The 13,629-nt window shown below is 70.8% G+C and carries 11 protein-coding genes; 4 read left to right on the forward strand and 7 right to left on the reverse strand.

The annotated features are described in order from the left end of the window. Positions 1–2 precede the first annotated feature (2 nt). From Q0599_RS05110 to Q0599_RS05140, 7 genes are read right to left on the reverse strand one after another with little or no spacing between them, the layout of a single operon-like run. On the reverse strand, positions 3–1,235 hold the full coding sequence (locus Q0599_RS05110) for a Zn-dependent hydrolase (protein ID WP_298826593.1): 1,233 nt from the start codon (positions 1,233–1,235) through the stop codon (positions 3–5). Next, positions 1,232–2,458, reverse strand: coding sequence for a diaminopropionate ammonia-lyase (locus tag Q0599_RS05115; RefSeq protein ID WP_298826597.1), 1,227 nt, complete (start codon positions 2,456–2,458; stop codon positions 1,232–1,234). The genes Q0599_RS05110 and Q0599_RS05115 overlap by 4 nt, the downstream gene beginning before the upstream one ends. Beyond that, entirely contained in the window at positions 2,455–3,471 is a 1,017-nt protein-coding gene (locus tag Q0599_RS05120; RefSeq protein ID WP_298826599.1) for an ABC transporter ATP-binding protein, read from the reverse strand. The genes Q0599_RS05115 and Q0599_RS05120 overlap by 4 nt, the downstream gene beginning before the upstream one ends. Before the next feature lie 2 nt (positions 3,472–3,473). Next, positions 3,474–4,511 carry an ABC transporter ATP-binding protein gene (locus tag Q0599_RS05125; protein ID WP_298826602.1) on the reverse strand — a complete coding sequence of 346 codons (1,038 nt, stop codon included), beginning with the start codon at positions 4,509–4,511 and terminating at the stop codon, positions 3,474–3,476. A gap of 2 nt (positions 4,512–4,513) precedes the next feature. Continuing rightward, positions 4,514–5,401 (reverse strand): ABC transporter permease, encoded by an 888-nt coding sequence (locus Q0599_RS05130; RefSeq protein ID WP_298826604.1) that lies wholly within the window; start codon positions 5,399–5,401, stop codon positions 4,514–4,516. Between the two features lie 10 nt (positions 5,402–5,411). Next, positions 5,412–6,353 (reverse strand): ABC transporter permease, encoded by a 942-nt coding sequence (locus Q0599_RS05135; protein ID WP_298826606.1) that lies wholly within the window; start codon positions 6,351–6,353, stop codon positions 5,412–5,414. A gap of 55 nt (positions 6,354–6,408) precedes the next feature. Beyond that, positions 6,409–7,941, reverse strand: coding sequence for an ABC transporter substrate-binding protein (locus Q0599_RS05140; RefSeq protein ID WP_298826607.1), 1,533 nt, complete (start codon positions 7,939–7,941; stop codon positions 6,409–6,411). Between the two features lie 314 nt (positions 7,942–8,255). Between Q0599_RS05140 and Q0599_RS05145 the strand changes: the two genes are divergently transcribed. The 4 genes from Q0599_RS05145 to Q0599_RS05160 are packed head-to-tail and all read left to right on the forward strand — an operon-like array spanning position 8,256 to position 13,625. Then, the gene (locus Q0599_RS05145) at positions 8,256–9,707 is read left to right on the forward strand and encodes an amidohydrolase family protein (protein WP_298826609.1); all 1,452 of its coding nucleotides are present in this window, start codon (positions 8,256–8,258) and stop codon (positions 9,705–9,707) included. Further along, the gene (locus Q0599_RS05150; protein ID WP_298826611.1) at positions 9,704–11,203 is read left to right on the forward strand and encodes a M81 family metallopeptidase; all 1,500 of its coding nucleotides are present in this window, start codon (positions 9,704–9,706) and stop codon (positions 11,201–11,203) included. The genes Q0599_RS05145 and Q0599_RS05150 overlap by 4 nt, the downstream gene beginning before the upstream one ends. After that, the gene (locus tag Q0599_RS05155; protein ID WP_298826613.1) at positions 11,200–12,342 is read left to right on the forward strand and encodes a M20 family metallopeptidase; all 1,143 of its coding nucleotides are present in this window, start codon (positions 11,200–11,202) and stop codon (positions 12,340–12,342) included. Before Q0599_RS05150 ends, Q0599_RS05155 begins: the two co-directional genes overlap by 4 nt. Beyond that, positions 12,339–13,625, forward strand: a complete 1,287-nt coding sequence (locus Q0599_RS05160) for an amidase (protein WP_298826615.1) — start codon at positions 12,339–12,341, stop codon at positions 13,623–13,625. Before Q0599_RS05155 ends, Q0599_RS05160 begins: the two co-directional genes overlap by 4 nt. Positions 13,626–13,629 lie beyond the last annotated feature (4 nt).

Raw genomic sequence — 13,629 nt, forward strand, 5'->3', positions numbered from 1 at the left:
CCTCAGGCCGACAGTTCGAGCAGGGTGTGCAGCAGCACCTCGGCGCCGGCATGCAGGTGCGCGGGCGCCGTGTGTTCGGCCGGGTTGTGGCTGATGCCCTGGACCGAGGGCACGAAGATCATCGCGGTGGGACAGATGCGCGCCATCATCTGCGCATCGTGCCCGGCTCCTGAGCTCATGGGGCGGTGCGAATGGCCGAGCCGCTGCGCGGTGCGCGCGATGAGATCGGCCACGCCCGAGTCGAAGCGCACCGGCTCGAAGCGAGCCAACGGCCGGGTTTCGATCTTCACCCCTTCGTTCGACGCCAGCTCCGCGAGGAACTGCGCCAGCCGACGCTCGGCCTGCTGCAGCAGGCCCTCGTCGGTGTTGCGCAGGTCCACGGTGAGCCTGGCACGGGCGGCGATGACGTTGATCAGGTTCGGCTGCAGCGTCAGCGCGCCCATGGTCGCCACCTGGCTGCCGCCCATTTCGTCGGCCAAGCGGCGCAGGAAGCTGCCGATCGCGGCGGCGCAATAGCCGGCATCGTGACGCAGCCGCATCGGCGTCGTGCCGGCATGGTTGGACTGTCCGCGGATGTCGACTTCCTGCCACGAGATGCCCTGCAGGTCGCGCACGGCGCCGATGGTCACGCCCTCCGCGTCGAGCACCGGCCCCTGCTCGATGTGCAGTTCGACGAAGGCATGAGGCGTGCACAGGGGCAGTGGCGCCTCGCCCAGGTAGCCGATGCGCTCGAGCTCCGCGCGCAGCCCCGCGCCATCGATGGCGCGCGTGGCGTAGGCCTGCTCCAGCGGCAGGCCGCCCGCGTACACCAGCGAGCCCAGCATGTCGGGCTGGAAGCGCGCGCCTTCCTCGTTGGTGAACACACCGACCACCAGCGGGCGCCGTGTCGTCAGGCCCGCGTCGTTCAGGGCCTGCACCACTTCCAGGCCCGCCAGCACGCCGTAGTTGCCGTCGTAGCGACCGCCGGTGCGCACGGTGTCGATGTGCGAGCCGGTCATCACCGGCGCCAGGTCTTCCCGGCCGGGACGGCGGCCGAAGATGTTGCCGATGCCATCGACGGCGATCTGCAGGCCGAGTTCGCGCATCCATGCCACCACCCTGTCGCGCCCGGCGCGATCGTCGTCGGTCAGCGCGAGACGGCAGCACGCGCCTTCGGCGGTCGCGCCGATGGCCGCCAGACTGTCCAGGCGTTCCAGCAGGCGCGCCGGGTCGATGTGCACGGCGGCCGTGCTCACCTGAGCACGTCCTCGGCGCTGCGACCCACGACCTCGCGGTAGATCACCGCGTCGGTGTCTCCTTCGCTGCCCAGCAGCAGCACGCGCGATGAATCGTCCAGTGCCAGCGTCTGCCGCAGCGCCGGGTGATCGCGGGCGGCGAGCAGCGCGGCCAGACCGACGCCCCCGGTCTCGCCGGCCACCACCGGCGGGTCGCCAGGTGCCGGATCGGCGAGCACGCGCATCGCCTGCAGCGCATAGTCGTCGTCCACCGCCACCGCCACGTTGGCGCCGCTGTGCAGCACCTCCCAGGCCAGGTCCGACACTTCGCCGCAGGCCAGCCCAGCCATCACGGTGTCGAGGGCACCCCCGACGACGACCGGGCGTCCCGCCTGCAGGCTGCGATAGACGCAGTCGGCCCGGGTCGGCTCCACCACCACGAAGCGCGGGCGTCGTTCGCCCCAGCGTAGCCAGAAGGTGGCACACACCGCCGCCGCCAGCGCGCCGACTCCGGCCTGCGCGAACACATGCGTCGGCACCGGGCGGCCGGCCAGCTGCTGCACGATCTCGGCGCCCATCACGCCGTAGCCGCACATCACATCCAGGGGGATGTCGCGGTAGCCGGGGTACGAGGTGTCGGACACCACGGTCCAGCCTTCGGCCGCCGCAGTCGCAGCCGCATGGCGCACGGCGTCGTCGTAGTTGCCCTTCACCTCGCGCACCTCGGCGCCATAGCGGGCAATCGCGTCGCGCCGGCCCTGGCTGACATGTTCGTGCACATAGATCACGCAGCGGCAGCCGAACAGCCGTGCACCCCAGGCCACCGAGCGGCCATGGTTGCCGTCGGTGGCGCAGGTGACGGTCGCGCCGCGAACGACGTCGTCGAAGGCGCCCGACAGCAGATCGCGCGAGCTGACGTGCGCGAGACCGCGCGCGGACATGGCCTTGTGGCGCAGCACATTGGCCACCGCGTACGCGCCGCCGAGCGCCTTGAAGCTGCCGAGGCGGAAGCGGTCGCGCTCGTCCTTGTAGAGCAGTTCGCCCACTTCGAGCTGCCGCGCCAGCCCCGGCAGTTCCCGCAGCGGCGTCGCTGCATAACCGGGCCAGCTCGAGATCTCGGCCAGCGCGGCATCGAAGCCGGCGCGCGTCAGGCTGCGCGGCGGCCCGCCGTCATAGGGCAGCGCGGGCGCAGCGGCCGCCGGATTGGCGTAGGCGCGTGCTTCAGGGGTGCTGGTCATGCTCATGCCGCAGTCTGCTCCTTCTTGGGCATGGAGGCGGGCTGGCGCAGATGGCACGCCACCCATTGGCCCGCCTGCACCTGCTGCAGCGGCGGTTCCTCGCGCCGGCAGCGTTCTTCGGCGTGCGGGCAGCGGGTGTGGAAATGGCACCCGGGGGGAGGCTTCATGGGGCTGGGCACGTCGCCGCTCAGGACCCGGCGCTGCCTGCGCACCGTGGGGTCGGGCACCGGCACGGCGTCGAGCAAGGCTTCGGTGTAGGGATGCAGCGGCTGCGTGAAGATCGCCTTGCGCGGCGCGATCTCGACGATCTTGCCCAGGTACATCACCGCCACCCGGTGACTGATGTGCTCCACCACCGCCAGGTCGTGCGCGATGAACAGGTAGGACAGGTGGAACTCCTGCTGCAGGTCCATCATGAGGTTGATGACCTGCGCCTGCACCGAGACGTCGAGCGCCGACACCGGTTCGTCGCAGACGATGAGCCTGGGCTGCACCGACAGTGCTCGCGCGATGCCCAGACGCTGGCGCTGACCCCCGGAGAACTCGAACGGGTACTTCACCATCTGGTCCGGGCGCAGGCCCACGCGCTCGAACAGTTGTGCCACGCGCTCGCGGGTCGCCGAGTCAGAAAGGCTTTCGTAGTTGCGCAGCGGCTCGGCCACGATGTCGGCGGCGCGGATGCGCGGATTAAGCGACGAGTACGGATCCTGGAACACCGCCTGCAATTCGCGCCGCACCGGACGCATCTGCGCCTGGCTCAGGGCCTCGATGGGCTGGCCGCGCCACAGGATGCGGCCTTCGGTGGGATCCTGCAGGCGCAGGATGAGCTTGCCGGTGGTGGACTTGCCGCAACCCGACTCGCCCACCAGGCCGAGCGTCTCGCCGGCGGCGATGGAGAAGCTGACGCCGTCGACCGCGCGCACCTTGCCGCCGCTGCGGCCCAGCCAGCCCTGCTCGGTGGCGTAGTGCTTGCGCAGCCCCTGAACGTCGAGCAGCAGGTCCTTGGGGGTGTCTGCCATGTTCATGCGCTGCGAACCGCCTCGCGCGCCGACGCCGGTTCCGCGATCGGATGCCAGCAGGCGGCCTGGTGGTCGGGACCGAAGGCCTGCAGCGGCGGCACCTCGCTGCGGCAGCGCTCGCTGGCGTTCGGGCAGCGTGGCGCGAACAGGCAGCCGGGCGTGGCGTGCTTCAGCGACGGCACCATGCCGGGGATTTCGACCAGGCGCCTGGGGGCGGCCTCTTCATCGCCGACCGAGGTGCGGCTCAGGTGCGGCATCGATCCGAGCAGCCCGCGCGTGTAGGGGTGGCGCGGGTGCGCGAAGAGCGATTCGACGCCGGCCTCCTCCACCTTGCGCCCGGCATACATGACCACCACGCGCTGCGCCATTTCGGCCACCACGCCGAGGTCGTGCGTGATGAGGATGATCGACGCCCCCGTCTCGGCGCCGAGCTTGCGCATCAGCTCGAGGATCTGCGCCTGGATCGTGACGTCGAGCGCCGTCGTCGGCTCGTCGGCGATCAGCAGCCTCGGACCGCAGGCCAGCGCCATCGCGATCATCACGCGCTGGCGCATGCCGCCCGAGAGCTCGTGCGGATACTGCCGTGCGCGCCGCTCGGGCTCGGAGATCTGCACCTTGCGCAGACCCTCCACGGCCTGCGCCAACGCCTCGCGCTCGGACAGGCCGCGGTGCAGCACCAGCACTTCGGCCACCTGCTGCCCGATGGTCAGCACCGGATTGAGCGAGGTCATCGGCTCCTGGAAGATCATCGAGACCAGATTGCCGCGCACGGCGCGCATCTGCGCTTCGCTCAACTCGAGCAGATTGCGGCCGTCGAATTCGATGCGCCCGCCGGCGATGCGCGCCGGCGGCATCGGCAGCAGGCGCAGGATGGACATCGCGGTGACGCTCTTGCCGCAGCCCGATTCGCCGACGATGGCCAGCGTCTCGCCGGGCATCACGTCGAAGCTCACGCCGTCGACGGCGCGCACCACGCCGTCGCGGGTGTGGAAGTGCGTCTTCAGGTCGTCGACGCGCAAGAGAGGTCGAGGCTGCGCCATGCTCACATCCGGCGCGCCAGTCGGGGGTCGAGCGCATCGCGCATGCCGTCACCGAGCAGGTTGACCGACAGCACCGTGATCGACAGGAAGATTCCCGGGAACAGCAGGATGGTGCCCGCCACCTGGATGAGGCTGCGCGCCTCGGCCATGATGTTGCCCCAGCTCGGGATGTTGGGCGGCGTGCCTGCACCGATGAAGGACAGGATGGCCTCGGTGATCATGGCGGAGGCGCAGATGTAGGTGGCCTGCACCAGCAGCGGCGCCACCGTGTTGGGCAGGATGTGGCGCAGCAGGATGGCGGGCAGACGGGTGCCCGAGGCCGTGGCCGCTTCCACGTAGGGTTGCTCGCGCAGTGTCAGCACCAGCGAGCGCACCAGGCGCACCACGCGCGGCACCTCGGTGATGGCAATGGCGACGATCACGTTCTGCAGGCTGGCCTTGGTCAGCGAGATCAGCGCGATCGCCAGCAGCACCGACGGGATCGACATCAGCCCATCCATGACACGCATCACCACCGCGTCCAGCCAGCGCAGGTAGCCCGTCACCAGTCCGACGGCCAGGCCGATCACGCTGGCCAGCAGCGCCACCGCCAGGCCCACCGACAGCGACACCCGCGTGCCGTAGACCACCCGGCTGTAGACATCGCGGCCGATCATGTCGGTGCCGAACCAGTGTTCGGCCGACGGCGGCTTGAGGCGCCGGACAGGCGAAAGCGCCAGCGGGTCGGTCGTGCCGAGCCAGGGCGCGAACAGCGCCACGCAGACCATCAGTACCAGCACCACTGCGCCGGCAATGGCGGTGGGATGGCGGCGCAGCGCGTCCTTGAAGCGCAGCCAGGTCGGCGACACCGAGCGGGGCGCGATGATCACGGCTGAGGCGCTCGTCGACATGCTCATCGGCTCAGTAGCGGATGCGAGGATCGAACAGCGAGTAGCTGAGGTCGACCAGCAGGTTGACCAGCACGTACACCGCGGAGAACAGCAGCGTGACGCCCTGGATGATCGGGTAGTCGCGGCGCAGGATCGCATCCACGGTGAGTCGGCCGAGGCCCGGGATCGCGAAGACGGTCTCGGTCACCACCACCCCGCCGATCAGCAAGGCCACGCCAATGCCGATGACGGTGACGATGGGCACCGCGGCGTTCTTCAGCGCATGACGGACCAGCACGGTGCGCGGCGCCAGCCCCTTGGCGGTCGCGGTGCGCACGTAGTCCTGCGCCAGCACGTCGAGCATGGTGGCCCGCGTGATGCGCGCGATCAGCGCCATGTAGACGATGCCCAGCGCCAGGCTGGGCAGGATCATGTGGCGGATGAAGGGGCCGAACCCTTCCTTCAGGCTGCGGTAGCCCTGCACCGGCAGCCATTCGAGCTGCACCGCGAACAGCAGGATCAGCCCGTAGGCGATCACGAACACCGGCACCGAGAAGCCGAGTACCGAGACGGCCATCACGACGCGATCGATCCAGCCGCCGGCGCGCGCGGCCGCCAGCACGCCCAGGGGCACCGCCAGTCCGACGGCGACGATCAGCGTGCACACCGTGAGAGCGAGCGTCGGCTCGACGCGCTGCCCGATCAGCGTGGTCACCGGCAAGGTGGTGAAGATCGAGGTGCCCAGGTCGCCGTGCGCCAGCGCCCACAGCCAGCTGCCGAAGCGCACGAGGTAGGGCTGGTCCAGCCCCAGCTGGGCGCGGATGCGCGCGATGTCGGCCTCGGTGGCGATGTCGCCGGCAATCACCGCAGCCGGGTCGCCCGGGCTCAGGTAGAGCAGCGAGAACACGAACAGCGCCACGACGCCCATCACCGGAATGGTGGCGAGCAGGCGCTTCAGCAGGTATCGGAGCATCGGTGAGGGGATCGATCGCGGGCCCGCTGAGCGGGCCCGCCCGGCGGCGGGGCCGCTACTTCTTCTCGACGTTCCAGATGAAGGTCACCGGCGAGTTGATCACGCCGGACAGGTTGCTCCGGTACGCGGTCGGGATGATGAACTGTGCCGTCGGGATGTAGGGCACGGTCTCGAAGGCGCGCCGCTGCATGTCTTCGGCGACCTTCTTCTGGTCGGCCAGTGTCGGCGCGTTGAACCACGCATCGCGCAGCTCCTCGAGCTTGGCATCGGTCGGCCAGCCGAACCACGACTTGTCTCCCGCGCCGCGCAGCGGCGAGTTCAACGCCGGCGTGGTGATGTCCGGCCCGACGAACCAGGTGTGGAAGACGCTCCAGCCGCCCTTCTCGACCGGCTCCTTGGAGGAGCGGCGCGTGATCAGCGTGCCCCAGTCGCTCGCCGCGAGTTCGACGTTCAGGCCGATCTTGCGCAGCAGTTCCTGCGTGACCAGCGCCTGCGAGTTGACGATGGGCTGGTCGGTGGCCGTCATCAAGATGATCTTCTCGCCCTTGTACCCGGCCTCCTTGACGAGCGCCTTGGCGCGCTCGACGTCGCGCTTGCCGGTCAGCGCCTCGGAGCCGGCCGTGCTGGCCATCGGCGTGCCGCAGGTGAAGTACGACGGGCAGGGCTTGCCGTTCTTCGGGTCGCCGGCGATCGCGATCGCGTAGTCGTTCTGGTCCAGCACCGCGAGCACGGCCTGGCGCATCTTCACGTTGTTGAACGGCGGATTCAGATGGTTGAAGCGCAGCAGGCCGATCGAGCCGAGCGGATCGACGCTCTCGACCTTGATGTCCTTGTTCTTGGCCACGACCGGCACCAGGTCCACCGGCACCTGCTGCCACCAGTCCACCTCGCCGGTGTTCAGCGCGGCCGCCGCGGTGGCGGAGTCAGGGATGTAGATCCACTCGACCCGGTCGACCTTCACCACCTTGCCGCCGGCGCCCCAGGACGGCGCCTCCTTGCGCGGCACATAGTCGGTGTTCTTGACATACACGACCTTGTTGCCGGGCACCCACTGTTCCTTGACGAACTTGAAGGGGCCCGAGCCGGTGGCATCGGTGATGGCCGTGAACGCATCGGTCTTGGCGATCCGCTCGGGCATGATGAAGGGCACGTTCGACGAGGGCTTGGCGAGCGCTTCCAGCACGTACGGGAACGGCTTCTTCAGCTTGAGGCGGAAGGTCTTGTCGTTGACCGCCGTCCAGGCCTCGGTCATCTCACCCAGGCGCTGGCCGAACACGTCGCGCTTGGCCCAGCGCTCGATGGATGCGATGCAGTCGGCCGATCGCACCGGCGCACCGTCGTGGAACTTGAGACCGTCGCGCAGCGTGAAGGTGTAGGTGAGGTTGTCCTTGCTGACCTCCCACTTGTCCACCATCTGCGGCTGGACCTTGAAGCTCGCATCGGTGGCGAACAGCACGTCGTACACCATGTAGCCATGGTTGCGCGTGATGTATGCCGTGGTCCAGATCGGATCGAGGCTGCGCAGATCGGCCTCGGGCACGAACTTCAGCACCTTGTCCTGTGCCAGCACCGGGGCAGCGAATGCCACACCCGTCGCCAGCACGAGGCCAGTCGCCAACTGATGCAGACGCGCTTTGAATCTCGGGAACCCAACCGTCATGATGTCCTTTTCCTCTTCGGTGAACTGCACAGGGCCTGATTGGCGCCGCACACGGCACCGCCAGCCCACACACGGATCAGCAAGACCCGTTCCCGCCACCCGGCATCGATCGGCGCAGGCATCGCCTGCCGTCGCGGCGGCATCGTTGTGCCGCGGCGGTGCACGCGCACCAAATCGGTCATTTGTCGGTCCACAGACAATGATCCAGACTATAGGTGGGGTCTATTGGGAGTAATGCCGGGATGCCTGAGCACGATTGTTTGCTGCGCGATGCACTCTTGTTCGACGGGTCGGGCGCCGGGCGCCGGCGTGCCGACGTGGCCATCGAGGCGGGCCGCATCGTCGCGGTCGGTGACCTCGGCCACGCGCCGGCGCGCGAGGTGGTCGACCTGAGTGGCCTGGCCCTCGCGCCGGGATTCATCGACGTGCACACGCACGACGACCGGCTGCTGCTCGCCGACCCGACGATGGCGCCCAAGCTCAGCCAGGGGGTGACCAGCGTGATCGCCGGCAACTGCGGCATCAGCCTGGCGCCTCTGGGCCGACGGGAGGCGGTGCCACCGTTGAACCTGGTCGCCGACGGGCCGGCTCAGCGCTTCGACTCGTTCGCGGCGTACTTCGCCGCGCTCGAACACGAGCCGCCCGCCGTCAACATGGCCGCGCTGGTCGGCCACACCACCTTGCGCGTCGTGACCATGCAGGCCCTCGACCGCCCGGCCGACCGCGGCGAGATCGCGCACATGCAGGGGCTGGTTCGCGAGGCGCTGCAGGCCGGGGTGCTGGGTCTGTCCACCGGTACCTACTACGCGCCGGCGAGCGCGGCCAGCGCCGAGGAGATCCTCGCCGTGTGCGAGCCGTTGCGCGGCAGCGGCGCGCTGATCGCTTCGCACATCCGCGACGAGGGCGAGCGCGTGCTCGAGTCCATGACCGAGGCGATGAAGATCGCCAACGCTCTGGGCGTGCGGCAGGTGATCTCGCACCACAAGGTGGTCGGCCGCGCGAACTTCGGCCGCTCGCGCGAAACGCTGGCGCTGCTGGACCAGGCCCGCCTGGAGGGCGACGTGTGCCTGGACTGCTACCCCTACACCGCCTCGTCCACCGTGCTGCGCAAGGACACCGCGCGACAGGCTTCGCGCACGCTGGTCGCCTGGTCGAAGGCGCGGCCCGCCGCCGCCGGGCGCGACCTCGACGACCTGGCCCGCGAGCAGGGGCTCGACACCGACGCCATGATCGACGCGCTGCAGCCCGCCGGCGCGATCTACTTCTCGATGGACGAGGCCGACGTGGAACGCATCCTCGTCCATCCGCAGACGATGATCGGCTCCGACGGCCTGCCGCACGACACCTTTCCGCACCCGCGGCTGTGGGGCGCCTTCCCGCGCGTGCTCGGCCACTACGCCCGCGATCGGCACCTGTTCAGCCTCGAGACCGCGGTGCACAAGATGACCGGATTGCCGGCCTCGCGCTTCGGCCTGCAGGGGCGCGGCCTGGTGCGGCCCGGATTCGCCGCCGACCTGGTGGTGTTCGACCCGGAGCACGTGATCGATGCCGCCACCTACGCCGAGCCGCAGCGCCCGGCGAGCGGCATCGCGCGCGTCTACGTCAACGGCCGACTGGCCTGGCATGCCGGCGCCGGCACCGGCGCACGCGCAGGCCGCGTGCTGCGTCGCGCGGCCCCCGGAGCCTCGTCATGAAGATCGTCAGCGCACGCCTGAATCACGAGACCAACACCTTCTCGCCGGTGCCCACGCCCTTGCAGGCCTTCGGCCCGGACGGGCCGAGCTTCGGCGACGCAGCGCTGGATCGGGCGCAGGGCACGCGCACCGGCCTGGGCGCCTTCATCGCGGCGGCGCAGGCGCGCGGCGCGCAGATCTCGGTGGCCGTCAATGCCACCGCGAACCCGAGCGGGCGGGTCCATGACGACGCCTTCGAGCACATGGCCGGCCGCATCGTCGAGGCCTTGCGCGGCGGCTGCGACCTGATCCTGCTCGACCTGCACGGCGCGATGGCCACACAGTCCTTCGATGACGGCGAAGGCGAGCTGCTGCGGCGCGTGCGCGCGCTCGCACCGCATACGCCGATGGCCGTCGCCCTCGATCTGCACGGCAACATCAGCCAGACGATGGTCGACCACGCGGACCTGATCGTCGGCTTCAAGACCTACCCGCACGTCGACATGTTCGAGACCGGCGCCCATGTCGCACGGCTCGCCTTTCGCATGCTGGACACGGGGCGGCGACCCGCGCTGGCCTGGGCGCAGCCGCCGCTGCTGTCGCACACGCTGCGCAGCGCCACCGGCGAGGGCGCGATGCAGCGCGCGGTGCAGCGAGCGCAGCAGCTCGAGGCCGACGGACTGCAGGCGGCGAGCGTGTTCGCCGGCTTCTCGCTGGCCGACATCCGCGACGCCGGCATGAGCGTGGTGGTGGTCGGCGACGACGCCGCGCAGGCACAGTCGGCCGCCGACGAGCTGGCGCGCCAGATCTGGCGCGAGCGCGACGGCTTCGTCTACGCGAGCGAGCCGCTCGAGGCGAGCGTTGCACGGGCGCGCGGGCTGCGCGCATCGGCGCCACGCGAGGCCGGCCCGGTGCTGCTGCTCGACCATGGTGACAACGTCATGTCCGGCGGCAGCTGCGACACCACCACCCTGCTCGAGGAATGCCTGCGCCAGGGCCTGCGCCACATCGGCATGGGCCCGTTGGCCGACCCGGCCACGGTCGCCCAGTGCGTGGCCGCAGGCGTCGGCAGCGAGCTGCAGGTGGCGCTGGGCAACAAGACACCGCTCGGCCTGCCGGGTGGACAGCCTGCCCCGTTGTCGCTGCAGGTGCGTGTGCGCGCCGTAGGCGACGGGCGCTTCCGCATCACCGGGCCGATCTACACCGGCGAGACCTGGGCCATGGGCCGCAGCGTGGTGCTCGACCACGCCGCCGGCACGCTGGTGGTCAGCGAGCGCCCGATGGAGCCGCTCGACCTCGGCGTGTTCACCAGTCTCGGCGTGGATCCACGCGGCTTCGAGCACCTGATCCTGAAGTCGCGCATGTACTGTCGGCCGGCGTTCGGGCCGATCGGCTGCGGGCTGGTCGAATGCGACAGCCGTGGCGTCACCAGCTCCGACTACGCGCTGTTCGACTTCCGCCGCGTGCGGCGGCCCATCCACCCCCTCGACGCGGCCGCCGCGTTGCACTATCCATGACCCGAATCGATCCCGTCGCGCTGACGCAGGCGCTGGTGCGCGCCGACACCGTCAACCCGCCCGGCCACGAAGACCTGTGCACCACGCAGCTCGCCGACCTGCTCTCCGGCGCCGGCTTCGACTGCCGCAGCGTCGCCTTCGCGCCGCGCCGCAGCAGCCTGATCGCCCGCATCGGCGGCCGCAGCGACCGCGCGCCGCTGTGCTTCACCGGCCATGTCGACGTGGTGCCGCTGGGTGCGGCGGCGTGGCAGCACGACCCGTTCGGCGCCGACATCGTCGACGGGCGGCTGTACGGCCGCGGCTCGAGCGACATGAAGAGTGGCGTGGCGGCATTCACCGTGGCGGCCATCGAGCTGGCCGACTGCGCGCGCGACGGCGCCGGTCTGACCCTGGTCATCACCGCCGGTGAAGAGACCGGCTGCGAGGGCGCGTTCCACATGGTCGGTTCGCACGAGACGCGCGCCCTGCTCGGCGCGGCCGGCGCGCTGGTGGTGGGCGAGCCCACCGGCAACGCACCCCTGGTCGGCCACAAGGGCGCCTTCTGGCTCTCGGCCAGCCTGTCCGGCGTCACCGCGCACGGCTCGATGCCCGAACGCGGCGACAACGCGATCTACAAGATGGCACGTGCGGCGCTGGCGCTCGAGGCATTCCGCTTCGAGTCCGACGCGCACCCGCTGATGGGCGCACCGACACTGAACGTCGGCACCGCGCGCGGCGGCCTCAACATCAACTCGGTGCCCGACGCGGCGGAACTCGGCATCGACATCCGCAGCGTCGCCGGTCAGGACCACCGCCAGGTGCTGCAGTGCCTGTGCCACGCGCTCGGCCCGCAGGTGCGGCTGCGCACGCTGCTCGACGTCGGCAGCGTCTATACCGAACCCGACGATCCCTGGATGCAGCGGATCTTCGCGCTCTGCGAAGCGCGTCGCGGCGTGCGCCCGCGACCCGCCACCGTGTCCTATTTCACCGACGCCGCGGCGCTGCGCGGCCCGCTGGGCATGCCGCCCACGGTCATCCTCGGTCCCGGCGAGGCGGCGATGGCGCACCAGACCGACGAGTACTGCCGCGTCGAGGCCATCCACGAGGCCACGGCCCTCTACGCCGACCTGATCCGCGACTGGTGTGGGGTGGCGGCTTGACCCCCGCCGCGCTGGTGCGACAGGGCGCCTGGGTACTGGCGCGGCAACTGGCGCGCCGGGAGCTGCGCGCGGAAGACCTGCTGCGGGCCTGCCTGGAGCGCATCGACGAACGCGACGGCACCGTGCAGGCCTTCGTCGCCATCGACGCCGACGCGGCGCTGGCGCAGGCGCGCGCCCTCGATGCCGGGCCGGTGCTCGGCCCGCTGCACGGCATTCCGCTCGGCGTGAAGGACCTGTTCGACACGGCCGGTCTGCCCACGGCCTACGGGTCGCCGATCTACACCGGCCAGCGGCCCGCCGCCGACGCTGCCGTGGTGGCGCTGTGCCGCGAAGCCGGCGCGCTGGTGCTGGGCAAGACGGTCACCACCGAGTTCGCGACCTTCCACCCCGGGCCGACACGCAACCCCTGCAACCCGACGCACACGCCCGGCGGCTCGTCCAGCGGCTCGGCCGCCGCCGTGGCCGACGGCATGGTGCCGCTTGCCCTGGGCACGCAGACGGCTGGCTCGATCGTCCGGCCGGCGGCCTACTGCGGCGTGGTCGGCTACAAGCCCAGCTTCGGCCGCGTGCCGCGCGCCGGCGTGAAGAGCCTGTCGGAGTCGCTCGACACCGTGGGCGGTTTCGGGCACGGCGTGCGCGATGCGGCGCTGCTCGGCGCGGTGCTGACGGGCGACCGACGCCTGCTGCCCGGCGCGACGCCGGACGCGCCGCGCATCGGACTGTGCCGAACCCCCGAGTGGCCGCTGGCCGACGCCGACACGCGGGGCGCCTGGGAGCAGGCCGCGGCCGCGCTCGCGCCACGCGCCGCCGCCTGCGTCGACGCGGTCCTGCCGGCCGGCTTCGACACCCTGGTGACGCTGCAGAAGGCGACCATGGCCCACGAGGCGGCACGCGCGCTGGCCCACGAGCGGCTGCGGCATCGCGGGCAGCTGAGCGAGGCACTGTGCGCCCTGCTCGACCAGGGTCTGGCGATCGACGGCGAGACCCAGGCCCGCCATCAAGCGGCCGCCGACCGCCTGCGCCGGGACGTCGACGCGCTGTTCGGGCAGCACGACGTGCTGCTCGCGCCGAGCGCCACCGGCACCGCACCGGCCGGGCTGCAGGCCACTGGCGACCCGGTGTTCTGCCGCGCCTGGACGCTGCTCGGCCTGCCCTGCGTGCACCTGCCGTTCACGCACGGTGCGAACGGCTTGCCGCTCGGACTGCAGCTCGTCGGCCGCCACGGCGACGACCACCGCCTGCTCGCGTGGGCCGACTGGGCCCTGGCGTGCCTGACGCGCTGACGCG

Source organism: uncultured Piscinibacter sp., assembly GCF_937952055.1.
Taxonomy (GTDB): domain Bacteria; phylum Pseudomonadota; class Gammaproteobacteria; order Burkholderiales; family Burkholderiaceae_C; genus Piscinibacter.

What these genes read in the sequence shown, in the direction of transcription:
- Q0599_RS05120 (WP_298826599.1), bottom strand. Translation starts at nt 3,471, where the DNA reads ATGGCAGACACCCCCAAGGACCTGCTGCTCGACGTTCAGGGGCTGCGC.
- Q0599_RS05115 (WP_298826597.1), bottom strand. Translation starts at nt 2,458, where the DNA reads ATGAGCATGACCAGCACCCCTGAAGCACGCGCCTACGCCAATCCGGCG.
- Q0599_RS05125 (WP_298826602.1), bottom strand. Translation starts at nt 4,511, where the DNA reads ATGGCGCAGCCTCGACCTCTCTTGCGCGTCGACGACCTGAAGACGCAC.
- Q0599_RS05130 (WP_298826604.1), bottom strand. Translation starts at nt 5,401, where the DNA reads ATGTCGACGAGCGCCTCAGCCGTGATCATCGCGCCCCGCTCGGTGTCG.
- Q0599_RS05135 (WP_298826606.1), bottom strand. Translation starts at nt 6,353, where the DNA reads ATGCTCCGATACCTGCTGAAGCGCCTGCTCGCCACCATTCCGGTGATG.
- Q0599_RS05155 (WP_298826613.1), top strand. Translation starts at nt 11,200, where the DNA reads ATGACCCGAATCGATCCCGTCGCGCTGACGCAGGCGCTGGTGCGCGCC.
- Q0599_RS05145 (WP_298826609.1), top strand. Translation starts at nt 8,256, where the DNA reads ATGCCTGAGCACGATTGTTTGCTGCGCGATGCACTCTTGTTCGACGGG.
- Q0599_RS05150 (WP_298826611.1), top strand. Translation starts at nt 9,704, where the DNA reads ATGAAGATCGTCAGCGCACGCCTGAATCACGAGACCAACACCTTCTCG.